The following is a 16,017-nucleotide window of genomic DNA, read 5'->3' on the forward strand; positions in this document are numbered from 1 at the left end:
TTCGATAAAAGTAATTCAATATAATTGCCACAACAACTATATTTACAAATATACATGTTGTAGATATAATTAGTATAGCAATTAATTGAATGAAGGAGAATTTTATGAGTCATTCCAATCAAACAACTATATGGACACGGCCATTTTTTATGGCATTAGTGAATAATTTTTTTATCTTTTTAGTTTTCTATTCGTTGTTAACCGTCCTGCCACTGTACGTGATCGATGAACTTCACGGAACGGAAGGGGAGGCAGGTCTCGCTACAACGATTTTTTTACTTTCGGCCATCATTGTTCGACCTTTTTCGGGAAAAATCATTGAGCTATTGGGAAAGAAAAAGACCCTGATCATAAGTGTCATGCTTTTCGGGATTTCCACAATCATATACTTCTGGGTTAATGATTTTTATCTTTTAATGGGGCTTCGTTTTTTTCATGGCATTTGGTTTAGTATTGGCACAACGGTTTTAGTTGCGATTGCCGCAGATATGATCCCTCCCCATCGGAAAGGGGAAGGGCTTGGTTATTTTGCTATGTCAATGAACTTAGCCGTGGTAGTCGGACCGTTCATTTCGTTAGCACTTATTCAATGGATCCCTTATTCAGCATTGTTCATGGGTCTTGCCTTTGTTATCGTCATTGGATTCCTTTGTTCATTCGGCATTCAAGTTTCGGAGGACGATGGGGTGGAAGCAAAAGTTTCGGGACGATTAACCTTTAAGGATTTGATAGAAGTTAAAGCGATTCCGATTTCCCTTGTAGGATTCTTAACATCATTTGCCTACTCCGGGATCATGTCGTTTATATCGGTTTATGCTAAATCCATTCACTTATTTGAGTCCGTCAGCCTATTTTTTGTCGTCTTTGCAGCTGCTATGCTACTATCGCGACCTTATACAGGCCGCTTATATGACAGGTCAGGGCCGAATGCGGTCATCTATCCGTCACTTATTATTTTTGCCATCGGTTTGATCTTATTGAGTGTTACTCATTCCGTCCTTCTATTGTTGGTTGCAGGAACGCTTATCGGACTTGGTTACGGTGCTTTGCTTCCGAGTTTTCAAACCATGTCCTTACAGGATGCCCCTAAGAGGAGAACAGGGCATGCGACCGCTACGTTCTTTATTTTTTATGACCTTGGGATTGCCGTTGGATCGTTTGTATTGGGAGTCGTTTCATCCCAGTTTGGATTTTCGGCTTTGTATATCATTTGCAGTGGAATGACCTTCGTCACGATCCTGGTTTATAATGTAGTAACCAAACGTGGAAATCAAGATGAAAATCAGAAAGCGAGCGTATTGGAATTGTAGATGAATGGGTAAGAAAGCATCTCTCATGAGAGGGATGCTTTTTATTTATGACCTAATTGAGAATAATTTTCAATTAATTATTGACAAATAGAAGGAAAGTTTGTAAGGTTTACTTTTAGTGATAATGATAATTATTATCAACTCTGTGAAAGATCCTTTGGAAGACTTCCTTCCTCAATAAGAATCGTTTCCCTGTTGAATGGAGAAGAATTCGTCCATTCCCCATCACCGACAGAAATGAAGAAAGGTTTGCATTACATAGAGAAGTTAAAAGGTATGCTTTTTGCACCTTTATCTTCAAGCAGCAAACCAAATAGGGAAGTATGTTTGAGTTGTTCTTTTGTGGAGGTTTGTGCCAATAATGAGATAGAGTTTCTTTTTCAAAAAAAGCATTAAACAGAAGATGAGGACTTACCGTATTTCGGTAAGTCCTCTTTCTCATTCAATTAAAGCGGATGCTGATTGTTTATCAAAATTTATTCGGGCAACTTTTTTCTCGTTTTTAAACAAAATATAATGGGCGGTGGCAATTTTTTCTTCAACATAATCAATAGAGAAAGTCCCTGTTGGATCTGTAAGACTCCCAATTGCACGGGATAAATGATCGATCACATGCTTTAAATGATCTGTCCTCTTCATTTCGTTATCCGAATTCATTTGATCCATGATTTCAAATGCAAGGTTTTGAACATGATACAGACGTCTTTGCTCCATACTGAAGATTCTCCCTTCTTATCAAACATATCTCTTTGATTATATGGTGAAAGCTTCAGATATATGTTGAGTACTCTCCATGCATCAGGTATGAAACAGGGTGAAAAAGTACACTCTAAAGATAATAAGGGAGGTGTTTGAAAATGGCACAAGACGTATTATGTGAAGTAAGCAACTGCAAATATAACCGTGAAGGCAAAAAGTGCTCTGCAGACCAGATTTTCGTTGTCAGTCATAAAGGAGACAAAGCCCACAACAGTGAAGAAACAGATTGTAAAACATTCGATCCTGGTATGTAATGGAAGAGAAGGCAACCATAGGCGTGGTTGTCTTCTTTTTATATAGTATTGATAATAATTCTCATTCTTATACAAAAAAAGCCCACAAAAGTGAGCTGGTCAACTGGCCTGTTCCGATAAAGTGGTCGTTTTGAGTTGTCGGTATCTTGTGTAGAACAGTCCCGTCATGATAAGGGACAGGAATCCGAATAAAACCGTCATTATTTGGAGTCCAACGAGATCCAGCAGCAATCCTGTGAGAAGGAGCACTACTTGGAAAATCAGTCTGTCGAGCATATTACGGAACGAGAAGAAACGGCCGTGAAATTCTTTCGGTATTCGTGTTTGAAAAATCGTAGCAGCAGTCGGGAAGAAGCATCCCACGGCAAATCCAAACACTGTAAAAGCAAGCACTGACATAATCGGACTGGTTGCAAAATAAAGAATCATTTGCGCAATCCCGATGATGAAGCTAAAAAAGAATAATATTTTATAAGGTGACATTTTTTCACCCATTTTCTTGACGGCAAAAGCACCTGTCATAAAGGCAATTCCTTCGGCGGTATAGATCCAACCCTTAATTGCTGAACTATCCTGTAGCTCGCTGATGTTGATGACCATTAAGTTGAAACCGCCGATAAATAGAAGTGGAATTAATGTCATCACAAGGGTCATAAATACGATCGGAAGCCCTTTAATGACAGGAAATACTTCTTTAAAGCTTGCCCCTTTTGGTTTTTCACCTTGTTGAGAGGCAGCCGCTGTTTCTTCAATTGATAAGAATAAGGTCATCACAAATAGTGCCAGATACGCCACTAATGAGAGAACGTATACCATCGTTAAGGATATGACCACCAATAGGATACCTGCTAACGCAGTTCCAAGGATCCTTGAGAGCGTGGCAACATTCATATGAACCCCATTCATTTGCAGTAAATCCTTCTCTTTCACCACCATCGGAATGGCAGCTTGCAGAGCAGGGAAATAGAAAGCGGCAGAGATTTGGATGCTCACTAAGAAGACAACCATCCATAGCACCGAGCCGGTATTAATCGCAATCAACATGAAAATAACACTTAATGCCCTGGTGAAGCCTGAGATGAGCATCACAGTCTTTTTATTTACCTGATCCGTTATTCTGCCGGCTAAAGGTCCAACAGCAAGCCCGGCGAGCAGCCCGGAAGCGAGAATCACCGATTTTAGAAAATCGGAAGGCACCTTTTCCTGCATAAACTCCAGATTACCAATGATCCCTAACCACAATCCGAGACCTGCTATAAATTCACCTATCAATAATATCCATACATTTTTATTTTTCCACATATAGGTCCGTCCCTCGCAGTCGATTTATTTCGCTTCTCTAAATATACTATGGTGGGAGGTAGAAGGGAATGATTTTTTTGGTGGGGAATGGTTGGTGTGGTGATCTTGTGATAGAGCCTGGAAAAGGCAGTTCGCCGTTAAAATTGAGAATTCGCCGTTATAATGAAAATTTCGCCGTTATATCCAGGTTTTCGCCGTTTGCAGATATAATTTAAATCTATAACCTCATAGGAGGAATTTATAGTTCAAGGAGAATACATGAAGTATAAAACCCGATTGGAGTAATTAAATGATCGAAAAAGAACGAATCATCCCTCGAATTATCCTGATTTTGCAAGCTTTACTCCGCCGACTTCCCCTCAACCATCCAAAACTGCACATGATATCCGATGAACTTGGGAAGAGAATGGCTGGATTCAAAGGGGAGAAAGCTCTAGATTACTCTTTTAAGCTTTTTAGATCCTAAAAAATACTACATTCTCCACGATCTCAGAATCCCCTACAAAGACAGCTTTTTTCAAATAGGCACCCTACTCATCACAACCAAATTCATCCTCAATATGAAGTCAAATCCTTTCCGGCACTGCTTATTTCGACCCTATCTTCAATCAACTTATTCAAACAATAGGTGGTATTGAATCAGCCTTTACCAGACCCTACGATCCAAATCAAAAGACAGGAGAGCCAGCTATTGAAATGGTTAAAGAAGAACGGATTTCCCTCCATTCCCATTCACTCATGTGTAGTCATGAGCAACGATCGTACAATTCATAAAAACCTCTCCAGATAACAAAACCCTTAATAAAATCGTCATCCATCGCCATTCTCTATTAGACAAGGTGAAATATATTGAGGATTCTGCGAGAAAAGAGACGGCTACGCCAAAAGACATAAAAAAATTAATTCGCACATTAAAAAGACAACATGAAGAACCGGAACCCTCCATTCTAGAGAGATTTAACATTAATAGAAGGAGATCTATTAAAGGGGGTCTTTTGTGAAGTTTGCAATCATCGTCCTTTAGTAAGAAAACATGGTACCTGGTTCTGTTTGAAATGTGAAAGCAGAAATAATGATGCTCATATCCAAGCCCTTAAAGATTATGAGCTGTTAATCGGTTTAAAGATAAATAATACAGAACTAAGAAAGTATTTAGTAGTAGACTCACCCTATGTTGTCAAAAGACTCCTCCAATCCCTAAATCTCCCCATAACAGGTACCAAAAAAGGAACACACTACATCCTATCATTCAATGAAGATCAACCTCAAAAGACGAAACAAAAAAACCGCCAACAATCTGACGGTCTTTCATTCCTTCTCAATCCACTCCTGGGACCACTTCTCTATATCTTTCATTAAAGGTTCTAAAGAATACCCTTTTTTAGTTAGTGAATATTCAATACGCACGGGTGTTTCCGGGTAGACGTCTCGCTGTACGATGCCTTCTTCTTCAAGGTCCTTCAAACGCTCTGAAAGAAGTCTGCCGCTGATGCCTATTGCGTCTTTGATGGTGCAGTTTCGTTGTGGACCGGTAAGCAATTGATAAATGATGAGTGCTGTCCATCGTTGACTTAAGATGCCGATTGCTTTCTCAAATCTTGGACAAATTTCTGACTGATGCATTCTGTCAACGCCTCCTTCTTTATAACTAGTATACCACACCGTCACTATTTTAGTAATTTAATTACTTGACAATACATAGTTATTAAAATAGTATAGGTTACATAAAGTAACTAACTTTAATAAAATAATATTAAGAAAGGAAGAATATACAATGCTACAGAATCACTTAATAGGAGCACTCATTTTAAGAATATTTTTAGGGATCACCTTCTTCATTCACGGTTTGACTAAGTTCCAGGGGGGAATCGAAAATACGGTCGGTTTCTTTCAAAGCTTAGGACTGCCAGGGTTTGCGGCTTATGTAGTCGCCATCATTGAGTTGGTCGGTGGATTGGCAATGATCCTGGGGATTGGTACTCGTGTCGTGGCTGGATTATTTGCGTTAATCATGTTGGGAGCAATCGTAAAAGTAAAATTTGCTGCCGGTTTCTTAGGGAATGGACAGATGGCTGGATATGAATTTGATTTAGCACTTCTTGCGATCTCTTTATATTTTGTCGTGGCTAAGGATTCATTGTTTTCATTGGATCAGAAGTTTTCACAGTCAGAATGAATGGGAGGAATAAAGATGAATTTTCATAAAGAACCACATACATTCGTTGGGAAAGTAAATATAAAAGTTGAAAACTTAGAGCGATCTCTTTCCTTTTACCAAGAAGTAATCGGATTTAAAGTACTGGAACAAACAGAGAATAGAGTGACTTTGACGGCAGATGGAATCCACCCATTATTATCTCTGGAACAACCGGAAAATGTTTCACCTAAGCAGCCCAGAACAACAGGATTGTACCACTTTGCCCTGTTGTTGCCGAATAGAACAGACCTGGGAAAAATATTAGAACATCTAATAAAGCTGAATATTCAACTGGGATCTTCTGATCACCTGGTCAGTGAAGCTCTGTATCTATCTGATCCAGATGGAAATGGAATCGAGATTTACAGGGACCGTCCTTCATCCGAGTGGACATGGAATGGCAATCAGGTAAAGATGGCCGTTGATCCCATCGATGCAAAAGGAATATTGGCTGAGGCAATTGGACAATCGTGGAATGGACTTCCAGCCGGTACGGTCATGGGACATATCCATTTGCATGTTTCTGACTTGAAATCAACAGAAGAATTCTACGGGAAGGGACTTGGCTTCGATGTAGTCAGTCGATTCGGAAGTCAGGCACTCTTCATTTCAACAAGTGGATATCACCATCATATTGGACTGAACACCTGGAACGGGGTAGGAGCTCCGAGACCAGCTGAAAACAGTGTTGGCTTAAACTGGTTTACCCTTCACTTCCCAACCGAAGAAAAACGCACCACCATCATCAGAAAGCTTCAATCCATTGGAGCACCCATCCAGGAACAAAACGGAAAAACCTTGACCGAAGACCCATCAGGCAACCGAATCTATTTAAGCCTGTAAGAGAAGAGGGACGGACCTCACATTGAGGTCCGTCCCTCTTGCTGAGGCTATCCTTTAGGTTGGAGTGAATTTGCAAAACGATGGATGAATCTCAGGAATACATTAAAAAGGAGCCTACACGCATTGAATGCGGCGATTGACTCCTTTTTTGTATGAGTTTATTAATAATAATAAGGGTAAGGAGGATAACCATAATAAGGTGGAGGATATCCGTATCCATATCCATACGCGAATGGACTCAATAATGTAGCTCCAAGCAGTCCACCGGCAAGGCCCCCTAAAAACGGGTTGAATCCAAACCCAAACGGTCGTCTTCCAAATCCACCAAAGCCAAATCCAAATCCAGGCCTACCAAATCCCACACGTCCGATAGGGCGACGAACATCATGATTATTGATAAATGTTTCATTACTTACAGTGTGAAAATCATTCATAACATAAACCTCCTCTCTATCTAGGTTATGAATATTCGCCGCGATTCGAAATGGACTGGGCATTTAACCCATCTAGAGAGATTTTTTGAAAATAGGCCTATGACCATTCTTTGAGTTTTACTATGGAAAGCAGCTGCAAACCTGGCTGCTTTACATTCTCACATATCGAGTATGTAAAACAACTTCAGGAGGAAGATTCCTTCGTTTGAACCAATGCAGATATGACCGAACCAATTGCCTGGATCCAGCTTCCCGCCACATTTATATTCCCGCTGTCTCTTTCATTTAACTCAAGGATGTCTGAGATGGCCTGTAGGGAGTTACCGATAACCTGGAGGAGATTGCCGTATATTGAATAAAGCTCTTCTAACGTATGTTCTTCATTAAATGAATCGGTCAGGGCAGCCCCTCCACCAAGCGCCTGGAGGAGATTTCCTTTAATATTCAACTCTCGCTTTGTCGTGTCATTAAACTTAATCAAAATGCCGGCTATAACAGTGACATTACCGATCGCTTGAATTTCATTTCCTGCTTTTGTCAGGGTGAAATCATCTATTGCATCTGCCGCTAATGCATTTCCCGTTGCTTGCAGTTCATTTCCTACGAGATTGAACGACTGTAAAGTATCTTCTGGAATGCTTTTAATAGGGGTACTGCCAATAGCGGCAAGGACCGTTCCGATTGCGGCAACCCATGCTCCGAACGTGAGTTTTTGTTCATTGCTCATAGTTAATCGCCTACTTTAAAGTTCTTAGATATTGTATACAACTAGGCGATCGATTGTTCATAATGCATTTAAGGTGTTTCCCACCATTTGGATGAAGGGTAAGAATCACTTCCTGTGGGAAAGGTTTCCCCAATCCTAGGAGTAACAACAGGAACCCCTTGTTCTGCCCCGCTTTTCGTCACACGTTTAATGGGGTCGGTCCATTCATGAAAGGATAAAGTAAAAGCTCCCCAATGAATGGGCAAAAGCTGCTTTCCCTTCACATCAATATGCGCTTGTACAGTTTCTTCTGGGAGCATATGAATCGGTGCCCATCTGGGATCATATTGACCACATTCCATCAGGGACAAATCGAATGGACCGTATACATTGCCAACCTCTTTAAAATGAGGTCCATATCCACTATCTCCGCTGAAAAAGATTCTGGAAGAGTTCCCGATGATACACCATGAACACCATAAGGTAGCATTTCGGTCATGTAAGCTTCTGCCGGAAAAATGTCGTGCCGGGGTACAAGCCAGAGTAAGACCCTTCCACTCAACCTCGTCCCACCAATCAAGCTCTACAATGTGATCGGAATGGATTCCCCATCTCTCAAGGTGACTGCCTACCCCGATGGGAACAAAGAACTGATTTACTTTGCTTCGAAGATTTCGAATCGTACCATAATCCAAATGATCGTAATGATCATGTGAAAAGATCACAGCATCAATAGAAGGGAGTTCATTCACTTGAAAAGGAAGATCTTTGCTACACCGCTTCCCGCCCATCCAAGGAAACGGGGATGGAGCACGACCAAACATGGGATCAAGCAATAGTCTTTTTCCCTCAATCTCAATGATGGAAGCTGAGTGCCCAAACCAGGTTACATTCGTAACGGAATGAGGATGGTCAAAGGACGGAAATCGGACCCTTGGAATATCGTAATCAGGTTTACGATTGGCATTTCTTTTCATAAGATCCCGAATCATTGTAAGAGACGTGGAAAAGCCGGTATCCATAGTGGTTGGGCTGGGGTTTTTAAATGAGCCTTTTGAATGCTGAGGAGATGACTGAACACGTTCAAGGGAAGGCTTCTCGCCAAATGCAGGATAAAACCGGACAACCAGGAAGGCTATCACGATCATAGCGGTAAGCAAAAATATAGATATTAGCATGGTTCAGCTCCTTTTATTCGATATCTTCTACTATCTCAGATAAGCTTGTGACTGTCCCAATGAAATAAGTGTCACATTTCAGAATTAATTAAGATTTCCGTTATGAATTCATAAGGATTGTTTATTATACTACCGTTAATCATAGCGAGGGTATGATCATTTGAAAAGATGGATGATTGGAATAGCTGTAGTAGGAGCTTGGGGATAGGGATGGTGGCTGATTTCCTTCCTCCTCCGATAATGGCTACATCATAATGTTTATCAAAGCTTCTCTTTTAATGTAGTAGGCCAATATAAGCGGCCATTATGCAGATCCATTTTGGTTCCCCCAATAAGTATATTTAAATTATGTTCATGTTCCATTCACTTTAACAGTCTTGAATAAAACATATATTTAATTGTCTTATAGGATTCCATCATTATGATAATAGTGAAATTTGGTATATTAGATTTACTTGAATGAAGGAGATTGAGATAGGACGTTGTTTCAATAGGAATAAATGCAATCGAAATGGATCAGTATAAACGTGGAAAAACGGCTACTGCATAAATTAGGTAGGGTGAAGGTGCAGTAGCCACTGGTTTATTTTTTCGTGTAATTCAAGTCCCAACTGATGCCATAAGGGTCTTTCACCTTTGCATATTTAGCGCCCCAGAACGTGTCTTGAAGTTCCATTACTACGGTTCCTTTTTCAGTTAAACGACGGTAGTAAGTGTCGATTTCCTCTTCACTTTCCAGCTCAAGGACAAGGGATATATTGTTTCCTACCGTTGGCTGATGACCAGGAAAGCTATCTGACATCATAAAGGAAAACTCTCCTTTTTTAAAGTGAGCATGCATGATTTGATCAGCAATTTCCGGTGGACTTGGGTAATCAGCCTCACCAAAAGTCTGAACTGCCAATACTTCTCCTTCAAAAACTTCTTTGTAATATTCTAATGCTTCTTTCGCTTCGCCACTAAAACTAAAATAAGGTGCAGCTTGATGTTTCATCATTTCTCCACTCCAGTTCGTATGAATTTTAATACATCTTTATTATAGTCCAAACCGTTGGAATAAAACAAGAACGAATGTTCGCTTTATATAGAAAAAATGGGATAGGCATTTAACTGCCTATCCACGATTATTTAAAATAATTCAGTATTTAATTCAACATCGATATTGCCATTCGTTGCTTTAGAATATGGGCATACTCCGTGTGCCTTTTCGACTAATTGCTTCGCTTCATCTAATTCAACACCACTTACTGCTACTGATAACACAACGCCCAGTTTGAATCCACCATCTGTATCTTTTCCAATGGAAACCTCAGCTGCTACTTTCGATTCAATCTTTTTCTTTTCTTGACGAGCCACTAAGTTAAGAGCGCTATCGAAACAAGCCGCATATCCAGCTGCGAACAATTGTTCAGGATTCGTTGCTCCTTCTGCTCCAGAACCCCCAAGTGATTTAGGCATTGCCAATCCGACATCCAATACTCCGTCACTGCTTGTTACTTTTCCGGCGCGTCCACCTGTTGCTGTTGCTTTTGCTGTGTATAATGCATTCATTTCTTTCACTCCTCATTTGTATTTTTTCATTGTGCGCAATTTAATATTGTAAAATTAATACTAACGGTTTTGTTTTTAATTGTCAATAATTAAATTGTGCGCAATTAAATTTGATAATTGATATCTTTTTTTGTATGATAATCTCAATTAGTTTGTTCTAGAAAGGAATACACATGTATGAAAGATCCTTTGTTATTAGAGAATCAAATTTGTTTTAAGATCTACACAGCAGAGCGGGAGATTACCAAGTTATATCGTGGGCTACTTGAAGAAATCGGTGTGACTTATCCGCAATACCTTGCATTGCTAGTGCTTTGGGAAGATGGAACGGTATCTGTAAAAGAATTGGGGCGGAAATTGTTCTTAGACTCGGGAACGTTAACGCCTATGCTGAAAAGAATGGAAGCGAACGGACTCGTCGAGCGTCACCGATCTGTTGAAGATGAACGGAGCGTCGTGATTTCTCTTACAGAAAAAGGTGAATCGATGAAAGAAAAAGCTACTTGTGTTCCGACTCGGTTGCTCGAGCGATTAGAGGTGGATGGGGAAGAGTTGGAGAGGTTGGATCAGACATTGACGACGATACTGGGAAGGCTTCAGGGGTAAAAGAGAGAAGGGATGGCTTTGGTCATCTTTTTTTATGGAGAAAATGGTAGAATCCTGGTGAGGTATTTGTTGTAATATGGTAAACGGTTGGGTTTTTCGTGATTACGCCCGAATCCCCTTAAAAAAAGCTAGATTTTTATAAAAGGCTCTTTTCAAAGAAGATGACCCCATATAGGGATCATCTATCTTTAAATAACGCATTCCAACGCTCTGCTTTTTCTAAAGATGTCACGTCATTCATGATCTCACCAGGCTTCACTCCGGCACCGATTATATAATCTGCAAATTCCATGTTCACGAATTCAAAAATGTAATGGAACTGTTGTACAAGAGGAAGTCCTTTAACGTTAGCAGAGCTTCCACCGGTAATCACTACATATGCTTTTTTCTTTTTTAGCTCTTCTTTTAAGTTAAAGCGCTCATCACGCAGGTACTGACTCCAGCGGTCAAAGAAGTTTTTCATAGGACCGCTCATTCCATACCAATAGAGTGGAGTGGCAAATAGTAATACGTCATGTTGTTCCATTAATTGGACGAGTTGTTCGTAATCATCATCGACAGGAGAGAACCCGCCTTCTGAGTGTCGTAAGTCTTCGATTGGTTCAATATGCAAATCGGCAAGAGAAACGATGGTGTGATCGGTTCCTTCTACGATTTTTTTTGCTAGGTATTCTGAATTGCCATTTTTTCGTGTGCTTCCTAAAAGGGCTAATACTTTCATTAATCAACACTCCTCAATATGAATTTTGTGTATCCAGTTTATGTCTTTCTTATCCTGCCACTTTGCATACGACGGGATTTGATTAAGAGCGACCCATAAGCGGAATGGAAAAGAAGATCATTCCTAAATAGTCCCCCAATGTATTTAATAGTTAAAGTGTACAGTACCATACCGATTAGTTGCTACCTATTGTTTTTGATAAGGTGTTGGATTGGAGTATATCATTGATTAAAGAATTAAAGTTATCTATAATTATCAATACTAACTATCGTAAATAGTGATGGGGGATAGGTATGGATCTGAATTATTTTTATACTTTTAAAGAAGTGGCCAAGTGGGGAAGTTATACAAAGACCGGGGAAAAACTGGGCTATGCTCAATCGAGTGTGACGACGCAAATCAAGAAGCTTGAAGAGCATTATCGCATTAAGTTATTTGAGCGGGTCGGCCGTAAGATGCGCCTAACACAATCCGGGGAAGAACTCTATTACTATGTGGAGAAAATCCTATCCCTTTTAGATGAAGCAGAGGAACGAATCTTGAAGGAAAGTAATCTCAGGGGAACTCTGCGTGTCGGAACGGTAGAATCATTGGCTGCCTATTTCATTACACCATATATTAAACAATTAAAAGTAAAGCATCCCGAATTAAAGATTCTATTGGAATCCGGGCATTGTCCCAATTTAAAAGGAGGGACGCTTGAAGGGAAATTCGATCTTTCGATTTTAATGGACCGTTATGTGGAGCATCCTGAACTCACGACCATTCCGATTCGTCAAGAAAAGCTTGTCATGATTGCCCCTATCAGTCATCGACTCGGTTCACATCAAGTGATGAACCTGCGGGAACTTGAATCAGAAACCCTGATCTTAACAGAGGAAGGCTGCTCTTACAGAGTCTTGCTGGAACAGTTGCTGAAAGAAGAAAATGTACAGGCTAAATCAGTTATTTCTTTTAGCAGTCTAGAGGCGATCAAACAATGTGTAGCGGATGATTTAGGAATTGCCATCTTACCTGAAATCGCTGTAAGAAAAGAAATAGAAAACGGTAAGGTGATTCAACTTCCGTTTCATCATGAAAAAATAGAGGTCTATACGCAAGTTGTGTATCAAAGAAAGAAATGGCTTACTCCACCATTAACACAATTGATATCATCATTAACACATTAAATATCGTTCTGACCCCCGCGGCAACAGATTCTGAAATGAACTCTGTTTCGGTCATCACAAACTGGAAAACGAAGGATAAATTAGGTTGGGGCTCTTCCTTCGTATTCAATGCCTATTTAGAAATAAAAGTAAATAATCCGAATTAATCCCCGTTTCGGCTGGTTTCTTACCAGACAGGCACCCTTCTGAAAAGAAAACATGATGCGAGAACCGAATCCATTACAAGAGGACGAATCGAAATCCGATTCGTCCTTTTTGAATATCCATTCTTATCAACGGTCCATTTGAGAGAGATTTCAAACTATATCAGCGTCTCCGAAACCCTTCCTCACGTAAATACAACGCAGCTTCATCGTACCCGCCAAAGGAGTCCTCCAAGTTATCACCGGCATAAATATTCCAACGGTCATCTTCTTCAATCAACATGAGGGAATGTCCTTCCGTATCTTTCCACACCTGTTGGACCGGAGGCACGATTTCTTCTTCCGTTGCCAAATGATCAATGGAAGCCCGGATGATTTTGCGGAGTTCATCACCTGAAAAATCACGGATATTCACGAGTCCTTTTTGATTGGCTTCATAATCGGGGAGACTGCCCGTATAAACAAATCCGTTTCCGTTCGGGTGCAGGTGGTACACCACAGTCGTCTTTTCATAGAGACTTTCTTCAAAGTGGAAATTCACCCGGTTCAATGAAACGTCCTTCCGTGAAAGTTCAGGGAACTCTTCGATTATGGTTAATTTATCTTCAAATGGTAACATCATATTCCTCATTTCATTTTACGATTTTTCCATTATAACACAGTGCCCTATTTTCTCAGAGAAGTTAAAGGTATAATGGGGTACAAAGAGGTGACCCCATTGAATGATTTTACTTCCTTAGGAATTGGACCTAAGTACGTCAATGCGTTAAAAGAACAATCGATTACAGAACCAACACCGATCCAGAGCGAAACCATCCCTGTGTTATTAAATGGTGAAGACGTGATCGGGCAGGCACAGACAGGAACGGGAAAAACGATGGCTTTTCTCCTGCCTATGCTTGCCAAAATTAATCCAGCGAGAGATGAGATCCAATCTCTTATTGTGACTCCGACGAGGGAGTTGGCGATTCAGGTAACGGCTGAATTAAATCAGATTCTTTCTTCTACGGAAGATGACATAAATGTGTTAGCTGTGTACGGCGGCCAGGATGTTGAGAAGCAGATTAAGCGACTGAAGAATAAAGCGATTCATATCGTGATTGGAACACCTGGTCGTTTACTTGATCACGTTCGTCGGGAGACCGTGGACTTTTCAAATGTATCGTTCCTTGTGCTGGATGAAGCGGATCAAATGCTTCATATCGGATTTTTTGATGAAGTGGAGTCGATTATTCGCGAGACGCCGTTTACTCGTCAAACTGCCCTGTTTTCTGCGACGATGTCCAAGGATATCCGAAAGATCGGCAAGCGCTATATGAACAATCCACATAATGTACAGATTAGGGAAAAAGAAAAAATTGTACAGGAAATCCAGCAGGAAATCGTGGAGACGACGGATCGTCAGAAATTAGAAGCCCTTAGTCAAACGATTCATGATGTCCAGCCGTTTTTAGGCATCATTTTCTGCCGAACGAAAAGAAGGGTCAGCAAGCTGCTGGGAGATCTGAAAGCGAGAGGATTCCTGGTGGACGAACTGCACGGTGACCTGTCTCAAGCGAAACGAGAAGGAGTAATGAAGAAGTTCAGGGACGCGAAACTTCAGCTTCTTATCGCAACAGATGTAGCAGCGCGTGGTCTTGATGTTGAAGGCGTTACTCATGTATTTAATTATGACATTCCTCAAGATGTCGAAAGCTACATTCACAGAATCGGACGTACAGGCCGTGCCGGTAAAGACGGGCTTGCGATCACCTTTGTGGCATTAAAGGATAAGCAGGACCTGGAAATGATTGAAAAAGGCATTGGCCGTTCATTGCCTCGTCGTGTCGTGGAGGTTGCTCCTTCTAAGGAAACCTCACCTGTTCATAAGGGATCCAATGAAAGTGCAAAGGATAAACGGGAAAAGAATATCCAAGCGAATAAAGAGCGAAAAGCAAGATCACCACGTGGAGGTCGGTCTCGTAACAGTGAAGGTGGTGACTCGTCACGCAGTCGTCGATCGAGAAGGGAAGAATCATCATCCCGACGTGGCGGAGACTCAGTCAGTCCCTCAAGAGGCAGACAATCCAGACCCAGTGATTCTGGCAAACCTAGAAGAAACGACTCCAGCGGTAAAAGAAACAGCCAAGGAAAACCCTCTTCAAATAGAAGAGGCCGCTAACCCAAAAAGCATGGTGACCAATGTGTCACCATGCTTTTTATGGAAGGCTATGTAAAACATTTCTGTTGATTTCCACAAAGACAATTTTATCGTTTTGCGAGACTGATGAATTTTTAAGGAAAGAAGCTAACGACCTATTATGGTATAGCACCTTGGCTTCTATTTTTATACAAGCACTTCCTTTTGACGTAACATTTTAACCAAATAATTGAATTTATAACTGGAATTGGATTATTTAGTCGATTTTCATGTCTTTAGAGTACGATTGACAGAAAAAATAAGGGTAATATAGGACTCCCCCCTGATTTATAATCCGCTTTTGGGATTTATGATCCGGAATTCTGATTTATGATCCACTTTTTTATACTTATGATCCGTTTGTCGAAAACTGTAAAATGGACAGCCTGCCACTATGTTTCCCCTGAAAACCGTTTTCATCCCATTCACTTAAAGTTACCTGATTACTGAACGTTTTATAAGAGTTCAATGCTCCTGCGGGCTACCACTTCTCACTATTCCAATATGTGGAAGATCAACAATCAGTTTTAACAAAGCCTTAATAGAAAAGAGTGGTCAACTATCCTTCAACAAAACATGGAGCTTTTTTTAATCAGGACACCACTATATAATTTCTGAATATTCCCAATTAATAAATAGAATCTGCTAAAATATTCAATATAAGT

At 40.5% G+C, this 16,017-nt stretch carries 17 protein-coding genes and 1 pseudogene; 8 read left to right on the forward strand and 10 right to left on the reverse strand.

Annotated elements, in window-relative coordinates; translation table 11 throughout:
• Positions 1 to 104 precede the first annotated feature (104 nt).
• Positions 105 to 1,310 carry an MFS transporter gene (locus tag AC6CIB_RS12455; protein WP_498281083.1) on the forward strand — a complete coding sequence of 402 codons (1,206 nt, stop codon included), beginning with the start codon at positions 105 to 107 and terminating at the stop codon, positions 1,308 to 1,310.
• Between the two features lie 438 nt (positions 1,311 to 1,748).
• On the opposite strand, the gene AC6CIB_RS12460 is transcribed toward AC6CIB_RS12455, so the two are convergent.
• Positions 1,749 to 2,024, reverse strand: a complete 276-nt coding sequence (locus AC6CIB_RS12460; protein WP_498281085.1) for a hypothetical protein — start codon at positions 2,022 to 2,024, stop codon at positions 1,749 to 1,751.
• Between the two features lie 143 nt (positions 2,025 to 2,167).
• Between AC6CIB_RS12460 and AC6CIB_RS12465 the strand changes: the two genes are divergently transcribed.
• Positions 2,168 to 2,323, forward strand: a complete 156-nt coding sequence (locus AC6CIB_RS12465) for a DUF1540 domain-containing protein (protein ID WP_498281087.1) — start codon at positions 2,168 to 2,170, stop codon at positions 2,321 to 2,323.
• Between the two features lie 99 nt (positions 2,324 to 2,422).
• Here AC6CIB_RS12465 and AC6CIB_RS12470 read toward each other — a convergent pair whose 3' ends face one another.
• Both AC6CIB_RS12470 and AC6CIB_RS12475 read right to left on the reverse strand, forming a co-directional pair.
• On the reverse strand, positions 2,423 to 3,625 hold the full coding sequence (locus AC6CIB_RS12470) for an MFS transporter (protein WP_498281089.1): 1,203 nt from the start codon (positions 3,623 to 3,625) through the stop codon (positions 2,423 to 2,425).
• Positions 3,626 to 4,933: 1,308 nt separating this feature from the next.
• Entirely contained in the window at positions 4,934 to 5,248 is a 315-nt protein-coding gene (locus tag AC6CIB_RS12475; protein WP_498281091.1) for a winged helix-turn-helix transcriptional regulator, read from the reverse strand.
• A gap of 151 nt (positions 5,249 to 5,399) precedes the next feature.
• On the opposite strand from AC6CIB_RS12475, the gene AC6CIB_RS12480 reads away from it, so the two are divergent.
• Both AC6CIB_RS12480 and AC6CIB_RS12485 read left to right on the forward strand, forming a co-directional pair.
• A complete protein-coding gene (locus AC6CIB_RS12480; RefSeq protein ID WP_498281093.1) occupies positions 5,400 to 5,801 on the forward strand; it encodes a DoxX family protein in 402 nt (133 codons plus the stop codon).
• A gap of 15 nt (positions 5,802 to 5,816) precedes the next feature.
• Positions 5,817 to 6,665 (forward strand): VOC family protein, encoded by an 849-nt coding sequence (locus AC6CIB_RS12485; protein ID WP_498281095.1) that lies wholly within the window; start codon positions 5,817 to 5,819, stop codon positions 6,663 to 6,665.
• 161 nt (positions 6,666 to 6,826) lie between these two features.
• On the opposite strand, the gene ymaG is transcribed toward AC6CIB_RS12485, so the two are convergent.
• The 5 genes from ymaG to AC6CIB_RS12510 form a co-directional block, all read right to left on the reverse strand.
• Complete coding sequence (gene ymaG, locus AC6CIB_RS12490; RefSeq protein ID WP_498281097.1) at positions 6,827 to 7,099, reverse strand: inner spore coat protein YmaG; 273 nt, start codon at positions 7,097 to 7,099, stop codon at positions 6,827 to 6,829.
• A 184-nt stretch (positions 7,100 to 7,283) separates the two neighbouring features.
• The gene (locus tag AC6CIB_RS12495) at positions 7,284 to 7,826 is read right to left on the reverse strand and encodes a DUF6944 family repetitive protein (RefSeq protein ID WP_498281098.1); all 543 of its coding nucleotides are present in this window, start codon (positions 7,824 to 7,826) and stop codon (positions 7,284 to 7,286) included.
• A 68-nt stretch (positions 7,827 to 7,894) separates the two neighbouring features.
• Entirely contained in the window at positions 7,895 to 8,983 is a 1,089-nt protein-coding gene (locus AC6CIB_RS12500; protein WP_498281100.1) for an MBL fold metallo-hydrolase, read from the reverse strand.
• A gap of 583 nt (positions 8,984 to 9,566) precedes the next feature.
• A complete protein-coding gene (locus tag AC6CIB_RS12505) occupies positions 9,567 to 9,977 on the reverse strand; it encodes a VOC family protein (protein ID WP_498281412.1) in 411 nt (136 codons plus the stop codon).
• Positions 9,978 to 10,111: 134 nt separating this feature from the next.
• On the reverse strand, positions 10,112 to 10,534 hold the full coding sequence (locus AC6CIB_RS12510) for an organic hydroperoxide resistance protein (RefSeq protein ID WP_498281102.1): 423 nt from the start codon (positions 10,532 to 10,534) through the stop codon (positions 10,112 to 10,114).
• Positions 10,535 to 10,711: 177 nt separating this feature from the next.
• Between AC6CIB_RS12510 and AC6CIB_RS12515 the strand changes: the two genes are divergently transcribed.
• Positions 10,712 to 11,140 (forward strand): MarR family winged helix-turn-helix transcriptional regulator, encoded by a 429-nt coding sequence (locus AC6CIB_RS12515; RefSeq protein ID WP_498281104.1) that lies wholly within the window; start codon positions 10,712 to 10,714, stop codon positions 11,138 to 11,140.
• Positions 11,141 to 11,318: 178 nt separating this feature from the next.
• On the opposite strand, the gene AC6CIB_RS12520 is transcribed toward AC6CIB_RS12515, so the two are convergent.
• On the reverse strand, positions 11,319 to 11,861 hold the full coding sequence (locus tag AC6CIB_RS12520; protein ID WP_498281106.1) for a flavodoxin family protein: 543 nt from the start codon (positions 11,859 to 11,861) through the stop codon (positions 11,319 to 11,321).
• Positions 11,862 to 12,154: 293 nt separating this feature from the next.
• On the opposite strand from AC6CIB_RS12520, the gene AC6CIB_RS12525 reads away from it, so the two are divergent.
• The gene (locus AC6CIB_RS12525; protein WP_498281107.1) at positions 12,155 to 13,030 is read left to right on the forward strand and encodes a LysR family transcriptional regulator; all 876 of its coding nucleotides are present in this window, start codon (positions 12,155 to 12,157) and stop codon (positions 13,028 to 13,030) included.
• A 5-nt stretch (positions 13,031 to 13,035) separates the two neighbouring features.
• Positions 13,036 to 13,137, forward strand: a pseudogene (locus tag AC6CIB_RS12530) (hypothetical protein); the annotation flags it as partial.
• Positions 13,138 to 13,336: 199 nt separating this feature from the next.
• On the opposite strand, the gene AC6CIB_RS12535 reads toward AC6CIB_RS12530, so the two are convergent.
• Entirely contained in the window at positions 13,337 to 13,792 is a 456-nt protein-coding gene (locus AC6CIB_RS12535; protein WP_498281109.1) for a hypothetical protein, read from the reverse strand.
• Between the two features lie 75 nt (positions 13,793 to 13,867).
• Between AC6CIB_RS12535 and AC6CIB_RS12540 the strand changes: the two genes are divergently transcribed.
• A complete protein-coding gene (locus AC6CIB_RS12540; protein ID WP_498281111.1) occupies positions 13,868 to 15,334 on the forward strand; it encodes a DEAD/DEAH box helicase in 1,467 nt (488 codons plus the stop codon).
• Positions 15,335 to 16,017: the final 683 nt, after the last annotated feature.

Source organism: Rossellomorea sp. GQ25 (genome assembly GCF_059758515.1).

Bases quoted from the DNA above. Each gene is read 5' to 3' on its own strand.
- AC6CIB_RS12515 (WP_498281104.1), top strand. From the start codon at position 10,712: ATGAAAGATCCTTTGTTATTAGAGAATCAAATTTGTTTTAAGATCTAC.
- AC6CIB_RS12465 (WP_498281087.1), top strand. From the start codon at position 2,168: ATGGCACAAGACGTATTATGTGAAGTAAGCAACTGCAAATATAACCGT.
- AC6CIB_RS12455 (WP_498281083.1), top strand. From the start codon at position 105: ATGAGTCATTCCAATCAAACAACTATATGGACACGGCCATTTTTTATG.
- AC6CIB_RS12480 (WP_498281093.1), top strand. From the start codon at position 5,400: ATGCTACAGAATCACTTAATAGGAGCACTCATTTTAAGAATATTTTTA.
- AC6CIB_RS12485 (WP_498281095.1), top strand. From the start codon at position 5,817: ATGAATTTTCATAAAGAACCACATACATTCGTTGGGAAAGTAAATATA.
- AC6CIB_RS12510 (WP_498281102.1), bottom strand. From the start codon at position 10,534: ATGAATGCATTATACACAGCAAAAGCAACAGCAACAGGTGGACGCGCC.
- AC6CIB_RS12495 (WP_498281098.1), bottom strand. From the start codon at position 7,826: ATGAGCAATGAACAAAAACTCACGTTCGGAGCATGGGTTGCCGCAATC.
- AC6CIB_RS12520 (WP_498281106.1), bottom strand. From the start codon at position 11,861: ATGAAAGTATTAGCCCTTTTAGGAAGCACACGAAAAAATGGCAATTCA.
- AC6CIB_RS12535 (WP_498281109.1), bottom strand. From the start codon at position 13,792: ATGTTACCATTTGAAGATAAATTAACCATAATCGAAGAGTTCCCTGAA.
- AC6CIB_RS12505 (WP_498281412.1), bottom strand. From the start codon at position 9,977: ATGAAACATCAAGCTGCACCTTATTTTAGTTTTAGTGGCGAAGCGAAA.
- AC6CIB_RS12470 (WP_498281089.1), bottom strand. From the start codon at position 3,625: ATGTGGAAAAATAAAAATGTATGGATATTATTGATAGGTGAATTTATA.
- ymaG (WP_498281097.1), bottom strand. From the start codon at position 7,099: ATGAATGATTTTCACACTGTAAGTAATGAAACATTTATCAATAATCAT.
- AC6CIB_RS12500 (WP_498281100.1), bottom strand. From the start codon at position 8,983: ATGCTAATATCTATATTTTTGCTTACCGCTATGATCGTGATAGCCTTC.
- AC6CIB_RS12540 (WP_498281111.1), top strand. From the start codon at position 13,868: ATGGGGTACAAAGAGGTGACCCCATTGAATGATTTTACTTCCTTAGGA.
- AC6CIB_RS12475 (WP_498281091.1), bottom strand. From the start codon at position 5,248: ATGCATCAGTCAGAAATTTGTCCAAGATTTGAGAAAGCAATCGGCATC.
- AC6CIB_RS12525 (WP_498281107.1), top strand. From the start codon at position 12,155: ATGGATCTGAATTATTTTTATACTTTTAAAGAAGTGGCCAAGTGGGGA.
- AC6CIB_RS12460 (WP_498281085.1), bottom strand. From the start codon at position 2,024: ATGGAGCAAAGACGTCTGTATCATGTTCAAAACCTTGCATTTGAAATC.